Raw genomic sequence first — 25723 nt, 5'->3', positions numbered from 1 at the left:
TATGCCCACTATTAATGATATTGCAGTCAAACTCGGAATCTCAAAGGGAACGGTGTCCAAGGCTTTGAACAACGCTGATGATGTAAGCGAAACTCTTCGAAAAAAAGTTTTAGAGACGGCAGTCGAGATCGGATACAAAAAAAACCGCGTCCGCAAAGACAGCCCTAACAAATTATGTATTATTGTGGAAAATATGGATTACCGAAATCCTATGAGTTTTGGATATGAGATTGTGCTGGGATTTAAGAAACTGGCCGTTCCGGACGGCTGGACCGTTGAGACGGTCGACATCACTCCTGACTCCCAGAAGCAGCAATCCTACGATACGTTCATGCTGGAGCACAAGTACCAGGGCGCTTTTATTCTTGGTTTTTCACTTTCCGATCCCTGGATGGAAGATTTAAAGACTGCAAGAACTCCGGCAGTCCTTTATGACAATTATATTCAGGAGAATCCGGCAGTTTCTTACATCGGGGTCAACAACGAAGAAGGACTCGACATGGCCGTCTCCTATCTGAAAGAATTAGGCCATACCCGTATCGGTTACCTGGGCGGCGCTCTGGAATCCCGCATCACCCAGGCCCGCTATAACGCCTATCTCCAGGCAATGAAGAACCATGAGCTTGCCACCTCCGATGAGATTACCGGATTTTCCTACCATGTTTCGGAATGCATACAGCAATTCCTTCCCTGCCTACTGGAGGAAAAGGTCACTGCTATTTTGTGCAGCCATGATTCCTTTGCAAGCGCAGTCATGCAGCACCTGACCGAATTGGGATACCAGGTTCCGGAAGACGTCAGTGTCATCGGCTTCGACGACGCACCCTTCAGCGCCTATACGATGCCCCCGCTCACCACGATTCGCCAGGACCGCAGTGCGCTCGGCCGCTGCGGATACTATGCGCTCCGCAGCCTGCTTGACCATACCGCGATCAGTACACTCCTTTTGCGGGCTGAACTAGTCAAACGCGAATCTGTCTGTACTGCTTCGGCGTCACTTTGTAGCGAGCTCTGAACTGCCTGTTAAAATGAGACAGATTGCTAAATCCCGTCTCCCCGGCAATGGACAGAATCTTATCCTCCGTCTGCCTCAGGAGACTGGCCGCTGCCGCAAGCCTTCTCTCATTCACATAACTCACAAAGCTGCTGCCTGTCATTTCCTTGAACCATCTCATAAAATGGCTGTTACTTAAGCCGCAATACTCCGCGATTTCAGCCACACTGATTTGTTTCTTATAATGTGTCTCAATAAATTGAAGTGTTTCTTTTAGCCGCACAGTATCCAGCGAATCCTTCCTTGGGCTCCCCGGATTGACCTTAAGGAACAGAAATAAGAGCGCAAGCATCACTGATTTTACTCCCAGTTCATAGCCCTTCGGCCGCTCCTTGCACAAATGCTCCAGATAGCTCAGGCATTCCTGTACCTTCGCATATTCTTCTTGTTTTTCCTCAAGGTGCATCGGTAAAAGCAGCTGCCCTGCCTCCAGCGGCACCAGATACTCACGTGCGCACACGTCCGCAGCGCCTCCGCCAAGGAATTCCACCTCGCATATGATATTCTCATATTCCATAGAAGCCCCTTCGTCTCCCCTAATCGCATGGAGACACCCGGGCGGACAGACAAAGATATCACCGGACGCAGCGAAAAACACCTCCCTGTCCATCTGCACATACCCCTTCCCCTTTTTCACATAAATCAGTTCCAGGTCTTTATGCCAGTGCAGCGGAACCGAAGGAAAATCCCCCGGTATCGTACACGGGTAGATGTTAAACGGGAACAGCAGACTCCCGTGCTTCTTATTTTCGTGAAATTCTTCCTGAAATTTCATTTTCCCGACATATCCCTCTTCCATGACGGCGCGCTCCTTTCCTTGTCACCTGCAATATATAGATTTTCCACATCACAAAAGGAAGTATTATAATACATTTTGGTCCGGCTCTTTCGTTATTATCAATTTACAAATTACCCTCACCAACCGGGCCACTTCTCCCTTTCATGATAGAATCGTACCATATTTTGCAATAATAACGCAAGATAATGCCATTTTTTTGTGATAATAATACATTATAGTCTTTGAGATGCCCGCCGTGGCCTCTCTGGATATCAAACCAAGACGAAGGTCCACTTGACCTTATTTCAGGTATACCCGATAACTAACACACACAGTCCCGAAAGGAGATCCTTATTATGAATCAAGCACTAAACGCAAAACTCACCGCGCTTTGCGGCAAATCTTTGGAAACGGCTTCAAACGAAGAAATTTACCTGGCTCTTCTTCATTTAACTCAGGAAATGAGCGAGCAGAAGGTGAGGCCGGTGACCGGCCGAAAGCTCTATTATATTTCCGCAGAATTTCTGATCGGGAAACTGCTTTCAGGCAACCTTTTGAACCTTGGAATCTACGAAGATGTCCGCCTGATCCTTGAAAATGCCGGAAAATCTCTTTCCGACATCGAAGAGATAGAACCGGAGCCAAGCCTTGGAAACGGCGGCCTGGGACGCCTTGCAGCCTGCTTCCTCGACAGCCTTGCTTCCTTAAATCTCCCCGGCGACGGAATCGGCCTGCGCTATCACTGCGGCCTCTTCCATCAGAATTTGAAAAGCGGACTCCAGAGCGAAACGCCGGATTTCTGGCTCACTAAGATGAACTGGGCAACCCCCACCGAAACCGTTTACCCGGTGACCCTTGCCGGTAAGACCTATCCGGCGCGTCTGTACCGGCTTTTGGTCACCGGTTATGAGGGTCGCACCAACACCCTGAACCTCTTCGACCTTGACACCATTAAGGAGGAAATCATCTCCGAGGGAATTCAGTTCGATAAAACAAAGATTGCCGAGAATCTTACCCTGTTCCTGTATCCGGACGACTCTGATGACGACGGGCGTATTCTGCGCATCTTCCAGCAGTACCTGATGGTCTCCGCAGGCGCTCAGCTCATTTTAGACGAATGCGCAAAGCGCGGCTCAAATTACCACGATCTTGCTAAGTACGCTGCAATCCAGATCAACGACACCCACCCCAGCATGGTCATTCCGGAGCTGATCCGGCTTCTTGGGGAAAAGGGCATCGAATTCGAGGAAGCCGTGCAAATCGTAACAGACACCTGTGCCTACACCAACCACACCATTCTCGCAGAAGCCCTGGAAAAATGGCCGCGCAGCTTTCTTGAGCGTGTGGTTCCGCAGCTTATGCCGATCATTGAAAAGCTGGACGGATTGGCCCGCACCCGCACCGAGGACGAAAGCACCGCCATTATCGACAAGGACGGCCGTGTGCATATGGCAAATATGGACATTCATTTCACACACTCCACCAACGGAGTTGCCGCCCTGCACACCCAGATTTTAAAGGAAAGTGAGCTGGCAAATTTCTACCGCCTGTATCCGGAGAAATTCAACAATAAGACGAATGGCATCACTTTCCGCCGCTGGCTTCTTTCCTGCAACCCCAGGCTCAGTGCTAAGATTGAATCCCTGATCGGAAGTGGTTTCAAAAAAGATGCCGACGAACTCGAAAAGCTCCTGGCCTTCATCGAAGACGAAAAAGTGCTAAAGGCGCTTGCCGACATCAAGAAGGAAAATAAGAAAGCCCTTTCCGACTGGCTTTTCCGAAAACAAGGTGTCACCGTAAATCCGGACGCCATATTCTCGATCCAGTCCAAGCGGCTGCACGAATACAAACGCCAACAGCTTAATCTCCTGTACCTGATTCACCAGTATCTGGAAATCAAGGCAGGCCACCTGCCCGCCGCCCCGATGCTCAGCATCTTCGGCGCCAAAGCTGCCCCGGCTTATACCATTGCAAAAGATATTATTCACGCACTGATCACGCTCTCCAAAGTGATCGCCGCAGATCCGGCCGCGTCCAAACTCATGCAGATTGTATTTGTAGAGAATTACAATGTGACCGCCGCAGAAAAGATGATTCCGGCCTGCGACTTATCGGAGCAGATCAGCCTCGCCTCCAAGGAAGCGTCCGGTACCGGAAACATGAAGTTTATGCTGAACGGTGCACTGACGCTGGGGACCATGGACGGCGCTAACGTGGAGATTGCCGAACGCGTGGGAGGCGAAAACATTTACATTTTCGGGCAGAGCAGCAAACAGGTCATCGATCGCTACGCAAGAGGCGATTACTGCCCGGCCGAATGGTACCACAGCGACCCGAACCTGACCCGCGCCATCGATTTCCTCTGTTCCGAGGAAATGTCAGAAGCCGGAAACATGGAATCCCTCTCCCGACTTAGAAACGAATTAATTTACAAAGATTGGTTCCAGACACTTCCTGACTTCAACGCCTATGTAGTGAGAAAGCAACAGGCCGTTGCAGACTATGCCTGCGATCAGAAGGGGTGGACGAAGAAAGCGCTCATTAATATTGCGAAAGCCGGATTCTTCTCTTCCGACAGAACAATCGAAGAATATAATGAGGAGATTTGGCATTTGGGATAAGTTAAGCTATAGCCTTAATAAAAATTTCTGCAACTCCTAAAAAATACGGGCAGGATCTGATGCGGCATCAATGAAGGGGGCTGTTACACTAAGTTTTAGTGCAATAGCCCCCTCCTATTAAATACTGATTATTCCAAATCGAACTTTTCCAAGCACCAATTCATCAATAAAATAATTCCCCGCTACATAAAATAGCTTGCCTTTCGGTAATACACTTCCTGCTCCGCAATAAATAATTTTTCCAATATAGCTGTGCTCCCATTTTCTCTATAAGCCTTTAAACCTTCAAGATACAATGGTCTCCTGGAATCTTCAATTATAACCGGACTGATGCGGTGCCTTAAACACTCCCGAAAAAGAAGCATCCTCCCCGTTCTTCCATTGCCATCAGCTTATGTCAAGTATGGGACAAAAATTTTTTACTTTTATGGTAAGACGGATTTCCTTATCAACACCTTCCATATACTATTTGTTAATTGCTTACTCTATTATTCATGAATACTTTTTATCAAGTACTTTTAATGCAAAATTGAAGTACTTAAAATAGTTTATAATGATTTCTTCAATTTCCATACTGATATCCGGAAATAATTCATCCCACTCTTTTTGGCTCAATTGTAAATTTTGCTTTTCTAAAAAGTCCACTATAATATCTTTTGCATTAAGTGAAAACAGATCCGCTAAAGTTAATCCCTGCGTCTCCCAAAATAATCAATATATCCTCACGGCTTGTCCCGAACCGCTCACAGAATGCTTCAATGCGCCCGAACTGCCCATGGGTGTCTCCCGTTATGTAAATCATGCAATCATCCTTTCCGGATGCCCACCGTCCGGCGGGCACCCTAATTATACCATATCTTCACTGCATTTCACCTAAAATCTTTTCATAAACATCCCCATTAAAAGTTGTTGCAACAACCGCAAGATATATGAAAAATATTATGAGATTTTGTATTATACTTACTGTAAAACATTAACTTCCGGGTAAGCAAAAAGCGCAAACTATCCTCTGTCAATCTTTTAGAGGTAATTTTAGCTTAGCGGACAAATTTAGAGAGAAAGGAGGGTGCCGTAATGTCCAAAAACATCAAAAATGTAATAGCTGCAATCCAATATATAGAAAACCACTTACAAGAAGAGCTTGACTTAGAAACGGTTGCAAAAGCAGTACATTATTCAAAATACCACCTGCATCGTATCTTTTCAGACACAGTAGGTCTGACCCTCCACGACTATGTGAAGCGCCGCAAGTTAACAGAAGCTGCAAAGCTGCTTGTCCTTTCCGACAAACCAATTCTCGAGATAGCCTTGATTGCCGGATATGAAAGCCAGCAGGCCTTCTCCGATATTTTCAAAACCATGTATAAAAAATCGCCCAGTCAATATAGGGCGGAAAAAGTTTTTTATCCATTGCAGTTAAGATATGTTTTGAACGAGAATCCAACTAATTGGGAAGAAGACAACTGGCAGGAAAAAAATCTCTTTGCAACAAACGAGGATATTCCGAAGTGGATGGAGCTGGTTCATCTCGTAATTGACGGTTTTCCACATTTAGACGAGACACAATACCTTGGGCAGCTGCGGCAATACATCAAAAACAAACGGGCATTGATCTTGAAAGATTCTGACACTGCAATCGGAATCATGGCATTTAACGAAATGACAGGAAACATCGATTTCTTTGGAATACACCCTCAGTACCAAAAAAGAGGCATTGCAAAAGCATTTTGCAAAAAGGTATTGCATGAGCTTACAGGTTCTGCACAGATAAGCGCCACAACCTTCAGGGAGGGCGACAAGGCAGACCCCGGCTATCGTGAAGCATTAAAGAGGCTTGGTTTTGCCGAGGCAGAATTGTTGGTGGAGTTCGGCTATCCGACACAGCGTTTTGTACTGCAAAGGGAAATGGCGGAGGATAAAGGGCATGAGTGACACTAGAAAAAGTCCACTTGGCGCAAATCCTTTAGCACAGGATTTTGACTTAAAATCTCTCCTGAAATTTGCATTTCCAACGATTTTAACAATGGTCTTCATGGGCTTATATACAATCATCGATACAATGCAACTTAAAAATGTCTTTTGTATTAGTATGCGATTCCTTATCCTTATTTCTATCTCTGTCTTTGGCATCGCATTTGTTTTTGGCTCGCCTTTAGTCTGCATTTTTTCAGAGAAGGGGGCACCTGTCTATGAAATTGCAAGAAATGGGTTTTTGATTTTCCCGTTTAGCTTTCTGTTCTGCGGATTGAACATTTTCACCTCCGCTACATTTACAGCGTTGTCGAATGGAAGGCTGTCAGCAATCTTATCCTTCCTGCGGACCTTTGGGTTGATCACACTGCTTCTACTCACTCTGCCGAAGTTTTTCGGAGTGACAGGCGTGTGGCTTGCGGTGCCGATAGCGGAACTGATTACCTTGATCGTAGCTTTGATTTTTCTTTATCAGAGTAAAGAAAAATATTTTTAAAAATGCCCCGCCTATTAAATAGACGGGGCAAAATCAGTGCATGACATATAAATTATTTCTGAGCGATAATTGTTTATAACCACATTATAGTATTTCTCCATATAGTTATCATGTAGCTGTTTAAATCACTCTGGCAGAAGAACAAAATAAAATTCATATCCAAGCAATCGTTCAAAAGCGGCAGTTCCTCTTTTAATGATTGCTCCTAAGGACACTTTCTTGTCCTTCTATTACGTTTACCACTCTTGCCGGTAATCGTAACTGACAAAGGGAATGAGTTTATAATCCCAGGGCTGTTGAATTCGGCGTGCGGGATTTCACTGCCTTTTCATTCGGCTCATAGCGTATCGTTAATGTACCTTAAATTATATATCTTCGCATTCAACAATTACACCTAATTCGAGCAATGCCATAGAAATAAGCGACAAGGCAGAAAATTGCTGATGTTCATTTACAATATTCTGTTGCTCTTCATACACGCCCAACAACGTCGTTCCAAGATTATCCAGGTCATAATCGTCAAGCATAAAATTTGCCAATCCCTTATCCATTTCAACTGTCGCATGAATAATATGTTCATCTTCTGATATTTCTTCTTCTGAGAATCCACACTGATTAAGCTGCACTTTTGCATCTATCCCCAAAAAGTATCTTTGTTGAAATACATTCTCTTGAGTACATGACAATATGTAGCTTTCAACTGCTGGATAACTCAACAAAAGCTGCCCCTGATAACCTTCTTCATTTGAATAAGGATCTGTATACCTGCGAACATATTTACCTCTGAGTTCGTTATGCTTATAGCTTTTATAATCACGATCATATAATAAAAAGATAGGACAATCTTCAGGTTTAATGGAAAACTCAGTTTTCAATCGACGAAATAACTGATCCATTGCATCTTCTGTCAATTGAGTTAATTGATTTTTGGGCAAATTAAGAGCAAACACTCTAGAACTCTTGTTGTTACCATATCCAATAAATTCATCTGTACCACGTCGCAGTTCTTGTACTTCATATCCTAAAACATCTGAAAAAATGCTTTTCAACAATCTTAATTCCGTACCACCAGTTTCCGGTCTCCCTCCTTCAACAACGAAGATTACATTTCCTATTATTTTTGTTTTATCCACTTTATACTTCTTCGTCATACAACGGCAACCCCTCAAACATGCCTCCCAGATACATTTTTTCAAGATTCTGAGCTTCTCTTGGCTTATATACTGAAATTCGCTTTACTTTACTTCCCTTATCAAACGTAACCAAATTAATCTGATCTGGTCGAAATACAGAATTGGAAATCAAATTAGTATCATGAGATGTAATATACAATTGAGAATGTTTAGATTTTTCCATGAAAAATCTAACAATCTTCTCAGCCAATCTATTATGCAAGCTATTTCCAAATTCATCTATCACTAACATCCCCGGACGTTCAATAACATTGATGATTTGAGGAAGCATGTCTGCAAAAACCTGATTTCCTTGTGACTCTGCGTAAAAAGTACTTGGCATTGGAAAACTATTTCTTTTAAAAAATATACTTTTTTGTCCGGAACCCATTCGAATATTAAGCCCTTCTCCGCTACTTTTTTCACCGTATTCCACAAAAAAATCATATTTGAATTCTTTTAAATAGTTATTTAGTTTCTCGACACCATTGTCTTCCGCATATTTATTAATACTTTTTCCTAATAGCGCTGATTGATTATAACCATCGATATAGTAGGAATTAAATAAATAATCCATCAATTCACGAAGAATAGGTTCTTGCGGAAATCTTCCTGTGTTAAATGATGCAGTGCGCAAAAACAACGTGTCATTATCTACTTTATCACTTACAGAAACATCACCTATATTTAATTTCCCCGTGTGTCCCTCTCGAACCAAAACTTCTTTTTCATCTACCAGGAGTCTTTCTGAAAGATTTTTTGTTTTAATATTAAAGCCAATTGTATAGGAAACTCTTTTTCCACTAAAAACAAATTCATATTCCGCACTGGTAACAGGTGTCTCCGCAAAATAGCATCTGTAAGTACTAACCGGCACTCCATCTCCCTTTATTAAATTAATGATAAATTGCAGACCACGAAGTACATTAGATTTCCCGGATGCATTAGCTCCAATCACCAATGCACCTTTTAAAATTCCATTATCTGATACATTAGTATTAGATAAAATTGTATATTTAGATGATGTAAAATCAAATTCAGTCCTTTCGCAAAACGATAAAAAATTTGTCAAATACATTTTTGTAAGCACTGTTCATTCCTCCTTCAAATATATAATACAATATATTTTCGTCGCCTTCAATACTAAGTGTAATTTTTTTACACTTAGTATCATGCTTATAAGTATACCCTTCTCAAAAGAAAATATTCATCTATATAATATATATACTGTTTTTGTACTTTAGTGCCTAAATGACAAAATCCTATCTTTATTCACACATATGCAAAAATGCCCCGCCTATTAAATAGACGGGGCAAAATCCGTGCATAATATATAAATTAAATTATTTCTGAGCGATAGCTGCCTGTGCCGCTGCCAGTCTTGCGATCGGTACACGGAACGGTGAGCAGGATACATAGTCAAGACCAATCTTGTTGCAGAACTCAACAGAGCTCGGGTCTCCACCATGCTCGCCACAGATACCGATGTGAAGGTTCGGATTAACCGGCTTACCAAGAGTGATAGCCATCTCCATTAATTTACCAACACCAGTCTGATCCAGCTTAGCGAACGGATCGTTCTCGAAGATCTTAGCATCGTAGTAAGCGTTCAGGAACTTACCAGCGTCGTCACGAGAGAATCCAAATGCCATCTGTGTCAGGTCGTTCGTACCGAAGCAGAAGAAGTCAGCTTCTGTAGCGATCTGATCTGCAGTAAGAGCTGCTCTCGGGATCTCGATCATAGTACCAACTTCGTACTTAAGGTCGATTCCTGCTGCTGCGATCTCAGCGTCAGCGGTCTCTACTACGAACTTCTTAACATATTTTAACTCTTTGATCTCGCCAACCAGCGGAATCATGATCTCCGGTTTGATTGTCCATTCCGGATGAGCTTTCTGAACTTTGATAGCTGCACGGATAACAGCAGTTGTCTGCATCTTTGCAATTTCCGGATAGGTAACTGCAAGACGGCATCCACGGTGTCCCATCATCGGGTTGAACTCAACCAAAGACTCGATAACTGCTTCAATCTCTTCTACACTCTTGCCCTGTGCCTCAGCCAGTTTCTCGATATCCTCTTTCTCAGTCGGAACGAACTCATGAAGCGGCGGATCAAGGAAACGAATCGTTACCGGATTGCCTTCCAGAGCCTCGAATAATCCTTCAAAGTCGTTCTGCTGATACGGAAGTACCTTCTCAAGAGCTGCTTCTCTTTCCTCTACAGTTGTAGAGCAGATCATCTCACGGAAAGCGTCAATTCTTCCTTCACCGAAGAACATATGCTCTGTACGGCAAAGTCCGATACCTTCCGCGCCAAGTTCAACAGCCTTCTTAGCGTCAGCCGGTGTATCTGCATTGGTACGAACCTTCATAGTTCTGTACTTATCAGCCCATTCCATAATTCTTCCGAACTCACCTGCAATCGTAGCGTCTACTGTCGGAATGATTCCATCGTAAATGTTACCTGTTGTACCATCGATAGAGATCGGATCTCCTTCATGGTATTCTTTTCCGGCAAGTGTGAATCTCTTGTTCTCCTCGTCCATAGCGATATCGCCACATCCGGATACACAGCACTCGCCCATACCACGAGCAACTACTGCTGCGTGAGAGGTCATACCACCACGTACTGTCAGGATTCCCTGTGCAGCTTTCATACCTTCGATATCTTCCGGAGAGGTCTCAAGACGAACAAGAACTACCTTCTCGCCCTTAGCTGCCCATTCTTTAGCATCTTCTGCTGTAAATACGATCTTACCGCAAGCTGCTCCCGGAGATGCTCCAAGACCTCTTCCGACCGGAGTAGCTGCCTTAAGAGCTGCCTGGTCAAACTGCGGGTGAAGCAGGGTATCCAAGTTTCTCGGATCGATCATAGCAACTGCTTTTTCTTCTGTGATCATGCCTTCATCTACCAGGTCACAAGCAATCTTAAGAGCTGCCTGAGCGGTTCTCTTACCGTTACGTGTCTGAAGCATGTAAAGCTTCCTATCCTGAATCGTGAACTCCATATCCTGCATATCTCTGTAGTGATCTTCCAGAGTATTGCAGATTCCTACGAACTGCTCGTAAACTTCCGGCATAACTTCTTTCAGCTGCTCGATCTTCTGCGGTGTACGAACACCGGCAACAACGTCTTCGCCCTGAGCGTTCATAAGGAATTCGCCCATCAGCTTCTTCTCACCGGTAGCCGGATCACGGGTAAATGCAACACCTGTACCAGAGGTCTCGCCCATGTTACCGAATGCCATCATCTGTACGTTAACAGCGGTTCCCCATGAATACGGGATATCGTTGTCACGACGATATACGTTAGCACGCGGGTTGTCCCAGGAACGGAATACGGCTTTGATAGCTCCCATTAACTGTTCCTTCGGATCAGACGGGAAGTCAGCGCCGATTTTTTCTTTATATTCAGCTTTGAACTGATTAGCCAGGCACTTCAGGTCCTCAGCAGTAAGATCTACGTCCTGAGTAACACCCTTCTCTGCTTTCATCTTGTCAATCAGCTCTTCGAAGTATTTTTTACCTACTTCCATAACTACGTCAGAATACATCTGGATAAATCTTCTGTAGCAGTCCCAAGCCCAACGCGGATTGCCTGATTTGTTAGCAAGTACTTCCACTACCTCTTCGTTCAGCCCCAGGTTCAGGATGGTATCCATCATACCCGGCATAGAAGCTCTCGCTCCGGAACGAACCGAAACCAGAAGAGGATTCTCTTTGTCACCGAATTTCATACCGGTAACTGCTTCCATCTTAGTGATGGCCTCCATAATCTGTCCCATGATCTCATCGTTGATCTGTCTTCCATCCTCATAATACTGAGTACAAGCCTCTGTTGTGATGGTAAATCCCTGTGGAACCGGGATTCCGAGATTGGTCATTTCAGCAAGGTTGGCACCTTTACCGCCAAGAAGGTTTCTCATGGTAGCGTTACCTTCTGTAAACATGTAAACCCATTTTGTTGCCATTTCTACTTTTCCTCCTCGTATTTGTTTGAGATAGATGTATATAAAACATGAAAAGTACGACTTTATGAATATTTTCTGAATAAAGTCGTCACTCCCCGCATCTTATAACCCTCTTATCACACGGTCAACACCGCACTTTCATTGTAAATGTTTTATCAAAGTTCGTCAAGGGGTTTTGGACAAACCTTCCATTTTCGTATATTTCTGCACTTTTTTACCATAATGCTTTGAATCATGAGCCCTCCGTGGGATTTTAGCGATTGCATTTCTTCAGCAGCCGGGCACGCCCTCTAAAGAAATACGCTCTTCGTAGCCACTCTCTCGCAAAAACGCCTGTCATGCTCCACAAATACCATAGCGGCATCACTGCCTGACAGCATTTCCTCAATCTGAATGCGGGAGATCACGTCCACATAATTGAGCGGCTCGTCCCAGACATAAAGATGCGCCCTCTCACACAGGCTTCTCGCCAGCATCACCTTCTTTTTCTGCCCGTCACTGTAATCTTCTATCCTTTTGTCAAACTGCTCCCGCGAAAATCCCAGCTTGCGAAGAAATGCTTTGAACAGGCTCTCCTCTATAGCATACGTTTCAGCGTAATCTGATAAATTTCCTGCAAGCCCCGCGATATCCTGACATACATAGGAGATTTTCAGCTTGTCATGGCGCTCGATACTCCCCAGGTAAGAAAGAACATCACACCGTCTGCCTTCGCTTGCCGGGGCCTTTGCCATCTCAGCTTCCGGCTCCTTTTCTTCCGGCAGTCCCAGGCTTCCTCCCCCGCCGCAGATCAATTTTAAAATACTGGATTTGCCGCTCCCGTTCTTTCCGTGCAGCACCACATGCTCGCCTCTGCAAATCGTAAAAGTGACATTTTCACAGACACTATGACTCCCGTAACGGACCGTCACGTCCTTCAGATCCACCAGTTTGTCCGTATGAAACGTAAGCCCGTCAAGCCGGATTTCTTCACTCTCCTCCAGATTCTTAAGCAGTTTTGATTTTTCCTCGATTTCTCCCTGTCTGCGTTTTTCAAGAGACTTTGCCCGCTTCATCATCTTGGCCGACTTATGCCCGATGGCACCCCTGTCGGGTCTCAGTCCGGCGATCCTCGTCCCCTTCTTCGTTTTTTCCACCTTCGCTGCCCAGCCTCCGGCACGCCTTGCAGCGTCCTGCAGGCGGCCGATATCCTTTTTCAGCTTTGTATGCTCGGCAAGTTCAAACTGATCCTTCCTCTGCCTGTTCTCCCACCACGTAGAGAAATTGCCTTTCTGAATCTCAATATCCGCCCTGTTCACCGACAGCACGTGGTCGATGCAGGAATCCAGGAACGCCCTGTCATGAGAAACCAGGATGAACCCTTTCTTCTTTTTCAAATAACTACCCAGCAGTTCCCTTCCTTCCATATCCAGATGATTCGTCGGCTCATCGATCAAAAGAAATGCATTTTCCTTCAGGAACATTGCCGTGATCATAGCCTTCGTCTTCTCCCCGCTGGACAAGGTCTCATATGGCCGGTACAGGATTTCGGCATCCACATTCAAGAGGGACAACTCCCTGATCAGCTCCCAATCCTCCGCCGACGGACAGATCTCACTTAGCACCTCCAGCGTCAACGCGTCCTGCCTCTTCACAGGATAGGGAAAATATTCAAATTCCAGATTCGTGGAAATCGTACCGCTGCACTCATATTCTCCCATCAAAAGTTTCAAAAATGTCGTCTTCCCTTTACCGTTCCTCCCAATAAATCCCAGCCTCCAGTCACTGTCTATCTGAAAACTGGTGTGCTCAAAAATATTTTCATAGCTTCCATCATATCGAAATGTTAAATCCATCACATGAATCAGCGCCATATCTCATATCCTCCTTTACTTAAACGTACTTAACAACCGAGATGAACGTCCACTGGACGTTCACTTAGGCGTGCTTGGCAACCGCGATGAACGTTCACTTAGGCATGCTTGGCAAAAAAATGCCGCAGAAAAGAAATACCTTCCTGCAGCACACAACCTCGACACCGGCTGCGCCTTTCGCGCAGTATACCATGATTCTTCGAATCGTGGCCCCTCCGGGGGATTATAGCGCTCACATTTCTGCGGTAAACGCAGAAACCTATGCACAGGTCCCTTCGGGATATCTTAAACCGGATACGATATATGGATCTTCCAAAGAATGTATCACTTTCCTGCCCGGGCATAGTAAAATAAAGGAGTTCGTCATCTATAGATTACTCCAATTCAAACAACTTTATTTTGCTGCCCCTGTCATTAACAAGAAACTGTATACATCCTTTCACCTCATTTCCAATATGATTCTATAAATCTTACAACACCTTTACTATACCAAAACTCTCCACATATGTAAAGAAGAGAACAGGCTATTTTTCAGCCTGTCCTCTTCCAGATTATTTACTTTCAATCTTACATATTCTTCAGGAATGCGCGATATCCTTTTACTGCCTCATATACGTCTGCCTTACTGCTGACTTCATACGGAGCGTGCATATTCAGAACTGCCACGCCGCTGTCGATTACTTCCATGCCGTAGTTCGCCATGATGTACGCGATTGTTCCGCCGCCGCCGACGTCTACCTTACCAAGCTCAGCGAACTGATAAGCAACTCCTGCGTCGTCCATTACCTTGCGCAGACGTCCGAGATATTCTGCATTGGCATCATTAGAGCCGTTCTTTCCTCTGCTTCCCGTGAATTTGTTGAAGGAAAGACCTTTGGTCAGGAATGCAGCACTGCGTTTTTCAAATGCTTCAGCAAACATCGGATCATAACCTGCGCTAACGTCAGAAGAAAGCATGCAGGAATTTGCCATTGCACGGCGAACCTTCAGATCAGACTCACCCTCGTTAAGTGCTACCAGCTCAGCTACAATATTTTCAAAGAAACGGGAATGCATACCGGTCGCTCCCACGCTTCCGATCTCTTCTTTATCTACCAGGATACAGCAGCTTGTCCGTCTGGACTCCTCTACGTCAAGCATAGCGAACAGAGAGGTAAATGCACAGATTCTGTCATCCTGTCCATATGCAAGGATCATGCTGCGGTCAAATCCAAGGTCTCTTGCCTTTCCTGCCGGAACGATCTCAAGCTCAGCAGAAGTGAAATCAGCCTCCTCGATTCCGTAAGATTCTTTCAGGATCTTCAGCACATTGGCCTTCAGTACCTCTTTCTGATCTTTGTTCAGTTCTTCACTTTCTTCCAGCGGGCAGTTTCCGATCAGAAGGTCCAGTTTCTCGCCTTCGATCACTACGCTTGCCTCTTTCTTAAGCTGATCCGCTGCCAGATGTACTAACAGGTCGGTGATAACGAAAACCGGATCCTCTTCTTTCTCACCAATGCTGATATTCACGATGGTTCCGTCCGGTTTCGCAACGACGCCGTGAATTGCAAGCGGTCCCGTTACCCACTGATATTTCTTGATTCCGCCATAGTAATGGGTATCCAGATAAGCGAAGCCTTCATTCTCATAAAGCGGGTTCTGCTTAATATCGATACGCGGGGAGTCAATATGCGCGCCCAGAATATTCATACCACTGGACAGCGGCTCTTCTCCCATGCGGAACATAACAATCATCTTCTCCATGCATACCGCATATACTTTTGCGCCTTTCTCCAGCGGCTTGCCCTCTGCGATCACTTCTTTTACATCGCGGTATCCGGCCTCTTTTGCCATCTCCACTGCAACCTTCACGCACTCACGCTCTGTCTTCCCCAGATCCAGGCATTTTTTATACTTTTCATTAATCTCATGAAGTTCCGCGAGTTCAGCCTCGCTATAGGTGTTCCATACATTTTTTACTGACATCTCTGTCTCCTCTCCTTTACCAGTTTTTGGTGTACTACACCGCACTGTTTTTAGTATACTCAATTTCCCCTTGTAAATCAATTCTTCCCGGCATAAACTTTTCATAAAATGTTTTTAACAGATGCATAATAAATTCTTAATCTGTTACCCCATAACTCCTCTCCTGCCCTCAATTATTTCAAAAGCTCTGTCAGCATCTCCGTCATCGTCTTTCCATATACCGGGTGGCGCTTATACGGCGCGATCTCCGCCATCGGTCTCAGCACGAAATCCCGGTTCTGCATATCTACATGCGGAATACAAAGATCGTCCTCTTCCAAAATGAGATCATCATACAACACGATATCCAGATCCAGCGTCCTCGGTCCCCAGCGTATCACTCTTTTCCGGCCCGCCTCCTGTTCCAGTTCGTGAAGCCTGTCAAGCAATTCCTGCGGAGTCAGAAGCGTTTGCAGTTTTAACACGCCATTTAAAAATACGTCCTGCTCCGTCACGCCATAGGGCTCCGTTTCCAGAATCGATGACACCTTTTCCACCCGGCATTTTTCGGTATGCCTTATCCCCTCGATTGCTTTTTCAATATACTCTCTTTTCTCTCCCATATTGGACCCGAACGCGACATACGCCACATGCCAGCTCCGGCTCACTTCCACTGCCACCGTCTCAAGAGGCAGTCCCACCGGCGCCCAGGGTTTTTTCACTTCCAGGTCGACCTTCCTGATCTTCTCATCAAAAAGCAGGATTTCCTCCGCCAAATGCTCCGCCACCGCTTCGATGAGCTGATAGGTATCCTTCTCCATTTTCTCCTTGATCAGATGGGAAATGGTCCCGTAATTTACAGACTCTTCCAGACTGTCCGTCTTCCCGGCCGTTCTGGTGTCCACATGCAAAACGCAAGATATCAGAAACTTTTGTCCTAATTTTGTTTCTTCCGGATACACTCCGTGGTTTGCAAATACTTCCAGATTCTTGACTTTTATCTTATCCAAACTCATGCTCTTTTTCTCCCCCATATTCCGGCAAATTCTATGTTTTTCTATTCACACGCTATGCCAAATCACTTTTACTATTCTATCTTAACGTTTCAAAATCGCTTCTGTCATCTGAATGGCACGCCGGTTTTTTTCAGCGTCATGCACCCGAACGAATCCATAGCCACTCTGCACTGCCATCACCGTTGTCACAAGTGTGCCTTCCTCCCGCTCATCTGCTGGAAGACCCAGTGTCAGGCCGATCATCGATTTTCTTGAAGTTCCAAGTAGCATCGGATATCCTAAGCCGTTAAAATAATCCAGATGCTTCATCACATCAAGGTTCATCTCATAAGTCTTTCCAAAGCCCACTCCCGGATCAAGCATGATCTTGTTGTCCTCGATCCCCGCCTTCTTCGCTGCCCGAATACATTTCTCCAAATCCTGGTACATATCCTCCAGAAAATTCTCGTACACCGCTTCCTTCCGGTTATGCATCAGGCAACACGCCACATCGTACTCCCTGACCAGTGCCGCCATGTTCTCATCATACAAAAATCCCCAGATATCATTTACCAGATCCGCACCTGCGCGCAGCGCCTCCCGGGCCACCGCACTTTTATACGTATCAATGGATACCGGCACGTCAAAGTTCTTCTTCACTGCCTCGATGACCGGCACCACCCGTTCGATTTCTTCCTGCACGGAGATCTGCTGGTGTCCGGGCCGGGTAGATTCGCCGCCGATATCCAGAATGTCCGTCCCGCCATCGATCAGTTCCCCTGCATGACGCATGGCCGCATCATAATGATTAAATTTTCCACCATCCGAAAAGGAATCCGGGGTCACATTCAAGATTCCCATAATATAGGTATGGTGGTCCGTATCAAATTCTCTGTTTCCTACTCTTAACATACAACTCTCTCCTGTTCTGTCTCCTCATTGCTGCAACATATTTCACACTCAGACACACCACCACATCGGTAAAAGCCTGCACCTTCCCAAAGTATGCCTGACCGCCAACCTCATACCATAAGCTGCAAATTCTTCTTCTCCTGTCCCCAGTCGCATTCCGCCTTAGCCTCACAGGAAAAGCAGCTCCGCGATGCCTTGTCCGCATCGTACAGAATCTGCGCCAGCATTTTCGCCTCCCCCGGGACCTGCTCACATGCCCCTTCGCTGCGATGCCCGAGAATCACCGCGCAAATCATTTCCCGTTCCTTTCTCTCAAATCCAGCCTCGCTCAAAATTGGTTCTGCAATCTGGGCACTGGCTTTATCGTGTGGAATCCCAAATTCGTACTGCTGCCACTTCCCAATATCATGAAGCAGGGCCGCAGCATAAACAGACTCTTTGGGAATCCCAGATTGCCGTTCCATAGAAAAGATATACGCAATCCGCGCCACATTAAGGAAATGGACCATATCATGTCCGCAGAAAATCCTGCCCTCCTCCGCCTTTTGGTTCTTCGCCAGACATTCCTGGTAATAAGGATGAAAGAGAATGTGATTTACCCGGCTCATGTTCTCTGTTTGTTCCTTTTTTTCTTCATTTGTCATGCTATTTTCAGTCCGTCCTTTCCGCAAATCTTCTCTATTCCCGGATCATATGAAAAAACAGATCCTGCAATTTCTCTTCTTCTGCAAATACACCTCTGGTCACAAAACTTACCGTCTTGCTCCCCGGCTTCTTCACGCCGCGCATCGTCATACAAGTGTGCTCTGCCTCCACCATGACCATGACCCCTTTCGGGCACAAATGCTCCATCAGGGCGTCCGCAATCTGGGCAGTCATCTGCTCCTGGAGCTGCAGTCTTCTGGCATAGACCTCCACCGTCCTCGCCAGCTTACTAAGGCCCACCACTTTTCCATCGGGAATATACGCAATATGAACCTTCCCAAAGAACGGCAGCATGTGATGCTCGCACATCGAGTAGAATGTGATATCCTTTTCCACGACCATTTCATTATTCTCAGCCGTAAACGTCTTTCTTAAATGCTCCCCCGCAGACTCGTCCATTCCCCCGCAGATTTCCTCATACATTCTGGCAATCCGGGACGGAGTTTCCCGAAGTCCCTCTCTTTCTACATCTTCTCCGATTCCTTCCAATAACAGACGTATCGCCTGCTCCACTTTCCCATGATCTACCATTGGTCTACTTCCTTTCCGTCATGCGGGGAATACGCCTCCCCTGCCATCTTTTCTATGTATAGCCTTATATCTGCCTTTCTGTCCATGCACCCAGCAATTATTTCTCTCTATCTTTTATACTCACGGCTGTCCGGTATGCTTCTCCCAAATACGACAAAGATCCAAATACCAGAATTACCTCATTTTCCTCCCGCAGCTCGTCTGCGGCCGCCTCTATTGCCAAGCGCATATTTTCTGCAGATTTTGCCGAAACCTTCCTGCGTTCCAGCTCACGTACCAGCACTTCCTTCTTAAGTGTCCTCTCCCGGTTCGGCAGATTCACCGCATAAGCCCGGGCAAGATACGGCGCAATGATGTCCAGCATCCTCGGATAATCCTTATCCTTAAAGATTCCCAACACCGCAGTAATCTTTCTCCCCGGCAGATAGGCCTTTATATTTTCCCTGAGCCTTAGCATGGCATCTTCATTGTGCGCACCGTCTATGATAATCTGCGGCTTTTCGCAGACCATCTGGAACCTTCCCGGCCAACTGACCGACCGAAGTCCTACGCGCACAGCCTTCTCAGGAATCTCTGCCCCCAATTCCCGCATCGCCTGCACTGTTTCCAGAACGACCACTGCATTTTCAATCTGATAGCGCCCTGCCAGATGAAGTGTCAGCTCCTGATACTCGCCATAGGAAAACCGCTGCCCGCCAAGGCCCTCTTCTACGACCACTGCGCGCTCCGGCATCGTGCGGCAGATCGGACATCCCAGCTCCTTAGCGCGCCCTCTTAAAACCTCCCATACTGCATCCACCTGATGTGCAGTGACTACGCGCGTTCCGGGCTTTATGATTCCGGCCTTTGTTTTTGCGATCTCCTTAGGCGAATTTCCCAGCACCCCCACATGGTCCATGCTAATCGATGAAAACACGCAGACCTTCGTGCCGGACACAATATTCGTGGCATCCAGTTCCCCGCCCATTCCGGTCTCCAGTACCACATAATCGCATTTTTCCTTTTTAAAATAGCAAAATGCAATCGCCGTCTCTATCTCAAAAACCGTCGGGGACGGAAGATTTTTCTCCTTCATCCGATCTACGGCTTCTTTTATCTTCTCCACAAAAAAAGCGAGCTCGTCCTCCGCCATCCATTTGCCGTCGATCTGAAACCGTTCCAGATACCCCATGACCGTGGGGGAACTATATCGTCCCACCCGGTATCCTGCCTCGCTTAGTATGGACGAGAGACAGGCAAGAATCGAACCCTTTCCGTTGGTACCTGCTATATGTATAAATTTCAAATCGTTTTGCGGATTCCCAAGCTCACCTAATAAGCTCTTTATACTGTCTAAGCCAAGTACACTTCCGTATTTCGATGCATCATCCAAATATACCCTTGCTTCTTCGTATAACATTATGTAATTTCCTTCCAAAAAATCAGGCGTATCCGGCGCAAATCGTAACCTCCGGATACGCCCTGATCTGATTTTTCCATTCTAACACATATTCCTCAAATAAAAAAGAGGAAAAACATTTTTATCTCACACCTGAATCTAACGTCTCTTCTTCGGAGCCACATGAATCGCTCCGCCTTCCAGTTCTTCCAATGCCTCGCCGATTCCTTCATTATAAGTGGGATGTGCTCTCATTCCCTTTAAAAGCTGGGAAACCGTCATCTTGTTGGCCACAGCAGTCACAAATTCCCCTATCATATCCGTAGCTCTTGCACACATCATCTGCGCACCCAGAATCACCCCGGTCTCTTCGTCTGCGATCACCTTGATAAATCCACGCTCTTCCTGCGTGATCAGAGATTTTCCGTTGGCACTCATAATAAATTTTCCAACCTTTACTGGGATTCCCTGCTCCTTAGTTCCCTCTTCCGTAAGTCCCACCGACGCGATCTCAGGATCAGTGTACACGCATCCCGGAACCGCCTTAAGATCAACGGAAACTTCTTTTCCTGCCAGCTCCTCTACGAGGGCGATTCCCTGGGCACATGCCGTATGAGCGAGCTGCGCTCCCGGAATCAGATCTCCGATCGCATAGACTCCTTCCATGCTTGTACGGAAATGCTCATCTACGATCACGCGCCCACGCTCCGTCTGCAAAGAGACGTCATCGGCAAACAGTCCATCCGTATTCGGACAGCGTCCCACCGCACAGAGAACATACTGCGCGCTGACCGCTTCTTCCTTTTCTTTCTCGATAAAACGGCAGATGCAGCCGCCTTCTTCCGCTTCCACCATCTGAACCGTCGCCGAAGTATGAATGTCAATCCCCCGCTTTTTCAAGATTAATTTCAGATTCTGGGAAATCTCTTTATCCATATTGGGTACCAATCTCGGCATTGCCTCCAGAATAGTCACCTTGCAGCCCAGCGCAGAAAATACGGTCGCAAATTCCACGCTGATCACACCGCCGCCGATCACTACCAGACTTTCCGGTACATCACGCAGCTGGAAAAGCTCGTCACTTGTAAGTACACAGGGCAGGTCCATTCCAGGAATCGGAAGAACCAGCGGTTTGGACCCTGCCGCCAGAATCACCTTCTCCGCTTCAATCAGCAATTCTTCTTCCCCTGCTGCTACTCTCACCTTCCCGCAGCCAAGGAGCATTCCCTTTCCTTCAATCAATGTGACTCCGTTGGATTTCAGGAGCTGCTCTATCCCCTGTACCAACTTCTCCGTCGTGCCCTCCTTGTAGGCCAGAATTTTTTCATAATCATACTGTACATCGTCTGCAAAAATTCCAAACCGACCGCCCTCCAGCATTTCCCGATATAAGGAAGAGGCATGAATCATCGCCTTAGCCGGAATACAACCTCGGTTCAAACAGGTCCCGCCTACTCTTCTGTCCTCGATCAGCGCGGTCTTCATCCCCAGCTTTGCCGCCTTGATCGCTGCTACGTAACCTCCCGGTCCCGCACCGATTATCGTTAAATCATATCTATTTTCCATCTTTGTCTCCTTATAGTTCCACTGACCGAATCCATTCTACGATATCATTCATCATCCGCATTTGATCCTGATCCTCAGACCAATATAATCCAAGTTCTACAGCCAGACTTTTATTGTGATAACGGATTCCTTTTAAGTATTTCGGCAATTCTCCCATAAGCTCCGGTTTCAGTGAATCGGAATACACATTCACGTCCGCCACCTTCCCTTCTTCCACCATGAACTGCAGTGTGAGCTGTCCCCAGGGAAAACGATAGGAAAGCTCATGCTGAAAATCCAATTTTCTTCCATAGAGCCATTTCCAGGAAGAAAAACGTTTCTCGCTTTCTTCCACTTCCTCCATTTTCAGAGCAGAGACCCTAAGTTCCCCTGCCTTCAGGCCATATACCTCTTCAAAAGCTGCCCGTAGTGCTGCTTTTAATGCTTCAATCGTAAGATTCGGAATATACTCTTTTAAATTTGCGACTCTGGATTTCACAGAATCCACGCCCTTGGATTTTAATTTTTCTTTGGAGACTGTCAAATATTTCGACAAATTCTCAATATCCACATCTACCATAAGCGTCCCGTGATGATAGCAGTGAGTTCCATGTTCATAAAAAGCATTGCCCGAAAACTTCCGTCCGTCAATGAGGATATCATTCCTTCCGGATTTTTCTGCGTTGCCCCCCAGCTTTTGCACCGCTCTTTTAATGACTTCCAACTGTTTTTCAAGATCATAATTCTCTTTACTTACCAAAAAAGTAAAGTTCAAATTACCGAGGTCATGGTAAACTGCACCGCCTCCGGACAGTCTTCTTGCCAGATGGCCGCCGTCCGCCTCCAGACTGCTGACCAGACATTCCTTCCAGGCATTTTGATTCCGCCCGATCACGATTGTATTCTGATTCTGCCACAGGTACAAAATACACTCCGTATCCTCACAGTGGAGGAATAAATATTCCTCCACTGCAAGATTTCTATATGGATTTGGCTGCATACTTTCTATATAAGTAATCTTTTCTACCATAGCCGCCTCCTTCAGCTTTACTCCTCAAACACATACCGAAGTACCGGGTGGCGCGCCGCACCGACCTCGTCCAGCCTGGTGAGCGGTGTGGTCACCGGAGCATTATGCAGACTTTCCGCATCCTTTTTAGCTGTTTCGTAAAGCTCTTTGAACACCTGAACCGCCATATCCAGCGTTTCTCTGGACTCCGTCTCTGTCGGCTCTACCATGAGCGCTTCGTCCACAATCAGCGGGAAGTACATTGTAGGTGGATGAATTCCGTGATCCAGAAGACCTTTCGCAATATCCATGGCAGAAATTCCGGTCTCCTTCTTAAGTTCAGAAAGACTCATGACAAATTCATGCATGCAGGTCCTGTCATACGCCATATGGTAAATGTCTTTCAGCTTATACATCATATAATTTGCATTCAGCACCGCATTCTGGCTCGCCTCCGGAATACCTTCTTTTCCCAGAGTCATGACATAAGCCAGTGCACGCACGACTACCAGGAAATTTCCATAGAAGCTCTTCATTTCTCCGATACTTTTTTCTGCTTTAGTTAATTTTAAAGTTTCTTCTCCCTCTACCTGGTAAGATGGCAGGAAGTCTGCAAGTATCTTCTTGCAGCCCACAGGACCGCTTCCCGGACCGCCGCCTCCATGCGGGGTGGAGAAGGTCTTATGCAGGTTCAGATGAATCACATCGAAGCCCATATCTCCCGGACGCACCTCGCCCATGATCGCATTTAAGTTTGCTCCGTCATAGTAGCAAAGCCCGCCGCACTCATGTACAATATTGGTAATTTCCAGAATATTTTCATCAAATAATCCGATCGTATTCGGATTGGTCAGCATAAGTCCTGCCACATCATCGCCGGTTCGAGCTCTTAATTTCTCCAAATCTACGCCGCCATTTTCATTGGACGGAATGCTGACGACCTTATAGCCTGCCATCGCCGCGCTGGCCGGATTCGTTCCATGTGCGGAGTCCGGCACGAGAATCTTCGTACGTCCATGGTCGCCTTTGCTCTCGTGGTAAGCCTTGATCAGAAGAAGGCCTGTAAACTCTCCGTGCGCACCTGCCGCCGGCTGAAAGGTCATACTGTCCATACCGGTAATCTCGCACAGATATTCCTTTAAGGTCTTAAGCACTTCCAGGCAGCCCTGCACCGTATGCTCCGGCTGAAGCGGATGAATATCCGTAAAACCTTTGAGCGCTGCCATCTCCTCATTGATCCGGGGATTATATTTCATGGTACAAGAACCAAGCGGATAGAAGCCGTCATTGACACCATGTGATTTCTTGGCAAGTTCCGTGTAATGCCTGCCAAGCTCTATCTCAGAAAGTTCCGGCATATGTAATTTTAATTCCCGTTTATCCTTGTCACCGGGCAGTACCACAGCAACGTCACACTTCGGAAGTGTGCTGCATCCGCGTCCCGGCCTGCTCTTTTCAAATATTAACATGCACTACACCTCCTTTAAGATCCGGACTACCTCGTCCATCTCTTCTTTTGTATTCATCTCTGTACAGCACCACAGAATTCTTCTCTCATCAAGCGGATATCCTCCCAGGATTCCTTTTTCTTCCAATGCTTTTAACACCTTCTCAGAAGAAGTATCTGATACGGTCACGAATTCATGGAAAAATGCACCCTGATTCTCTGTGCTATACCCGATCTTTGCAAGCTCCTCTGCCAGATAATGCGCTTTGGATGTACACTGCATTGCCGCATCGCGAAGCCCTTCATTTCCCATGGCTGCCAAATATACGCCTACCGCCAGAGCGCAGAGTGCCTGGTTCGAGCAAATATTGCTGGACGCCTTCTCTCTTCGGATATGCTGCTCTCTTGCCTGCAGGGTCAGCACATAACCGGTCTTTCCGTTGTGGTCTGTGGTCTGTCCCACGATTCTTCCCGGAAGTTTTCTCATCATTTCCTGCGTGCTGGCCATAAATCCAAGATACGGACCTCCAAAAGCCATCGGAAGTCCAAGCGGCTGGCCGTCTCCTACCGCCACGTCCGCGCCGTATTCCCGCGGTGTTTTAAGTACGCCCAGAGAGATTGGATTGACGCCCATGATATATTTTGCTCCTGCGGCATGTACGATTTCCCCAATCTTCTTTGCTTCCTCCAGGTTTCCGTAGTAATTCGGGTGCTGGATATAAACACATGCAGTTCCTGCATCGATATGTTCTTTCAGGTATTCTACATCCGTAAGACCATTTTTCTCCGGTATGATCTCAAGTTCCATTCCATTTCCATAGCAATAGGTCTTAACGGTCTCCACCACCTGCGGCATCGCTGTCGCTGAAATCAACGCTTTTTTACGTTTTCTATCCTGGCACATAGCGATTCCTTCGGCTCCGAGCTTCCGCCCCATCATATACGGACGCATTAGAAACGTCCATTCCCGTCAGATCGCAGATCATCGTCTGATACTCAAAGATAGACTGCAGGATTCCCTGGCTGATCTCTGCCTGGTACGGCGTATAGGCTGTCAGCAAATTTTCCTTTGAAATCACACTTTTTACAATGGAGGGGATATAGTGCCGGTATGCTCCCGCGCCGCAAAATACACTGTCGAACACCTTGTTTTTGCCGGCGATTTTTTCCACTTTCCGGCGCACCTCCAGCTCGGACATGCCTTCCGGAATCTGAAGACCGTCCGTAAGCCGCATTTCGGCCGGAATATTTACGAACAGATCCTCAATGGAGGAAAATCCCATCTCCATAAGCATCTCCTGACGTTCTTCTACTGTATTTGGAACATAGCTTCCCATAACA

19 protein-coding genes and 1 pseudogene are annotated in these 25723 nt (G+C 46.3%); 4 read left to right on the top strand and 16 right to left on the bottom strand.

What is annotated here, in order from left to right; genetic code table 11:
- Position 1: 1 nt before the first annotated feature.
- On the top strand, positions 2-1015 hold the full coding sequence (locus ABXS75_07640) for a LacI family DNA-binding transcriptional regulator (GenBank protein XCP86656.1): 1014 nt from the start codon (positions 2-4) through the stop codon (positions 1013-1015).
- Here ABXS75_07640 and ABXS75_07635 read toward each other — a convergent pair.
- Positions 963-1853 carry an AraC family transcriptional regulator gene (locus ABXS75_07635; GenBank protein ID XCP86655.1) on the bottom strand — a complete coding sequence of 297 codons (891 nt, stop codon included), beginning with the start codon at positions 1851-1853 and terminating at the stop codon, positions 963-965. The two genes, ABXS75_07640 and ABXS75_07635, sit on opposite strands and share 53 nt — an antisense overlap.
- Before the next feature lie 335 nt (positions 1854-2188).
- Here ABXS75_07635 and ABXS75_07630 point away from each other — a divergent pair, with 335 nt between their 5' ends.
- Complete coding sequence (locus ABXS75_07630) at positions 2189-4453, top strand: glycogen/starch/alpha-glucan phosphorylase (GenBank protein ID XCP86654.1); 2265 nt, start codon at positions 2189-2191, stop codon at positions 4451-4453.
- Positions 4454-5114: 661 nt separating this feature from the next.
- On the opposite strand, the gene ABXS75_07625 is transcribed toward ABXS75_07630, so the two are convergent.
- On the bottom strand, positions 5115-5255 hold the full coding sequence (locus ABXS75_07625) for a metallophosphoesterase (protein XCP86653.1): 141 nt from the start codon (positions 5253-5255) through the stop codon (positions 5115-5117).
- A 272-nt stretch (positions 5256-5527) separates the two neighbouring features.
- Between ABXS75_07625 and ABXS75_07620 the strand changes: the two genes are divergently transcribed.
- Together ABXS75_07620 and ABXS75_07615 are read left to right on the top strand one after the other, a co-directional pair.
- On the top strand, positions 5528-6385 hold the full coding sequence (locus tag ABXS75_07620; GenBank protein XCP86652.1) for a GNAT family N-acetyltransferase: 858 nt from the start codon (positions 5528-5530) through the stop codon (positions 6383-6385).
- Positions 6378-6920, top strand: a complete 543-nt coding sequence (locus ABXS75_07615) for a hypothetical protein (protein ID XCP86651.1) — start codon at positions 6378-6380, stop codon at positions 6918-6920. Before ABXS75_07620 ends, ABXS75_07615 begins: the two co-directional genes overlap by 8 nt.
- Positions 6921-7285: 365 nt before the next feature.
- On the opposite strand, the gene ABXS75_07610 is transcribed toward ABXS75_07615, so the two are convergent.
- From ABXS75_07610 to gcvPA, 14 genes and pseudogenes are all read right to left on the bottom strand, one after another.
- Positions 7286-8071 carry a hypothetical protein gene (locus tag ABXS75_07610; GenBank protein ID XCP86650.1) on the bottom strand — a complete coding sequence of 262 codons (786 nt, stop codon included), beginning with the start codon at positions 8069-8071 and terminating at the stop codon, positions 7286-7288.
- Positions 8055-9182 (bottom strand): ATP-binding protein, encoded by a 1128-nt coding sequence (locus tag ABXS75_07605; protein XCP86649.1) that lies wholly within the window; start codon positions 9180-9182, stop codon positions 8055-8057. Before ABXS75_07605 ends, ABXS75_07610 begins: the two co-directional genes overlap by 17 nt.
- Positions 9183-9435: 253 nt before the next feature.
- Complete coding sequence (gene ppdK / locus ABXS75_07600; protein XCP86648.1) at positions 9436-12063, bottom strand: pyruvate, phosphate dikinase; 2628 nt, start codon at positions 12061-12063, stop codon at positions 9436-9438.
- Between the two features lie 290 nt (positions 12064-12353).
- Positions 12354-13916, bottom strand: coding sequence for an ATP-binding cassette domain-containing protein (locus tag ABXS75_07595; protein XCP86647.1), 1563 nt, complete (start codon positions 13914-13916; stop codon positions 12354-12356).
- A 567-nt stretch (positions 13917-14483) separates the two neighbouring features.
- A complete protein-coding gene (locus ABXS75_07590; GenBank protein XCP86646.1) occupies positions 14484-15881 on the bottom strand; it encodes an aminopeptidase in 1398 nt (465 codons plus the stop codon).
- 173 nt (positions 15882-16054) lie between these two features.
- Positions 16055-16870 carry a 2-amino-4-hydroxy-6-hydroxymethyldihydropteridine diphosphokinase gene (gene folK / locus ABXS75_07585; GenBank protein ID XCP87106.1) on the bottom strand — a complete coding sequence of 272 codons (816 nt, stop codon included), beginning with the start codon at positions 16868-16870 and terminating at the stop codon, positions 16055-16057.
- Positions 16871-16957: 87 nt separating this feature from the next.
- Positions 16958-17767, bottom strand: coding sequence for a dihydropteroate synthase (gene folP, locus ABXS75_07580; GenBank protein ID XCP86645.1), 810 nt, complete (start codon positions 17765-17767; stop codon positions 16958-16960).
- A 110-nt stretch (positions 17768-17877) separates the two neighbouring features.
- On the bottom strand, positions 17878-18411 hold the full coding sequence (locus tag ABXS75_07575; GenBank protein ID XCP86644.1) for an HD domain-containing protein: 534 nt from the start codon (positions 18409-18411) through the stop codon (positions 17878-17880).
- A 34-nt stretch (positions 18412-18445) separates the two neighbouring features.
- Entirely contained in the window at positions 18446-19003 is a 558-nt protein-coding gene (gene folE / locus ABXS75_07570) for a GTP cyclohydrolase I FolE (GenBank protein XCP86643.1), read from the bottom strand.
- Positions 19004-19100: 97 nt separating this feature from the next.
- Complete coding sequence (locus ABXS75_07565) at positions 19101-20402, bottom strand: folylpolyglutamate synthase/dihydrofolate synthase family protein (protein XCP86642.1); 1302 nt, start codon at positions 20400-20402, stop codon at positions 19101-19103.
- Between the two features lie 138 nt (positions 20403-20540).
- Positions 20541-21947, bottom strand: a complete 1407-nt coding sequence (lpdA, locus tag ABXS75_07560; protein ID XCP86641.1) for a dihydrolipoyl dehydrogenase — start codon at positions 21945-21947, stop codon at positions 20541-20543.
- Between the two features lie 10 nt (positions 21948-21957).
- A complete protein-coding gene (locus ABXS75_07555) occupies positions 21958-22956 on the bottom strand; it encodes a lipoate--protein ligase (GenBank protein XCP86640.1) in 999 nt (332 codons plus the stop codon).
- 17 nt (positions 22957-22973) lie between these two features.
- Positions 22974-24404 (bottom strand): aminomethyl-transferring glycine dehydrogenase subunit GcvPB, encoded by a 1431-nt coding sequence (gcvPB, locus tag ABXS75_07550; GenBank protein XCP86639.1) that lies wholly within the window; start codon positions 24402-24404, stop codon positions 22974-22976.
- Positions 24405-24407: 3 nt separating this feature from the next.
- A pseudogene (gene gcvPA / locus ABXS75_07545) lies at positions 24408-25719 on the bottom strand (aminomethyl-transferring glycine dehydrogenase subunit GcvPA).
- Positions 25720-25723 lie beyond the last annotated feature (4 nt).

It is taken from the genome of Roseburia hominis (genome assembly GCA_040702975.1).
Classification (GTDB): Bacteria; Bacillota; Clostridia; order Lachnospirales; family Lachnospiraceae; genus Allocoprococcus; species Allocoprococcus hominis_A.
This window is presented reverse-complemented; position numbering and strand designations above follow the sequence as displayed.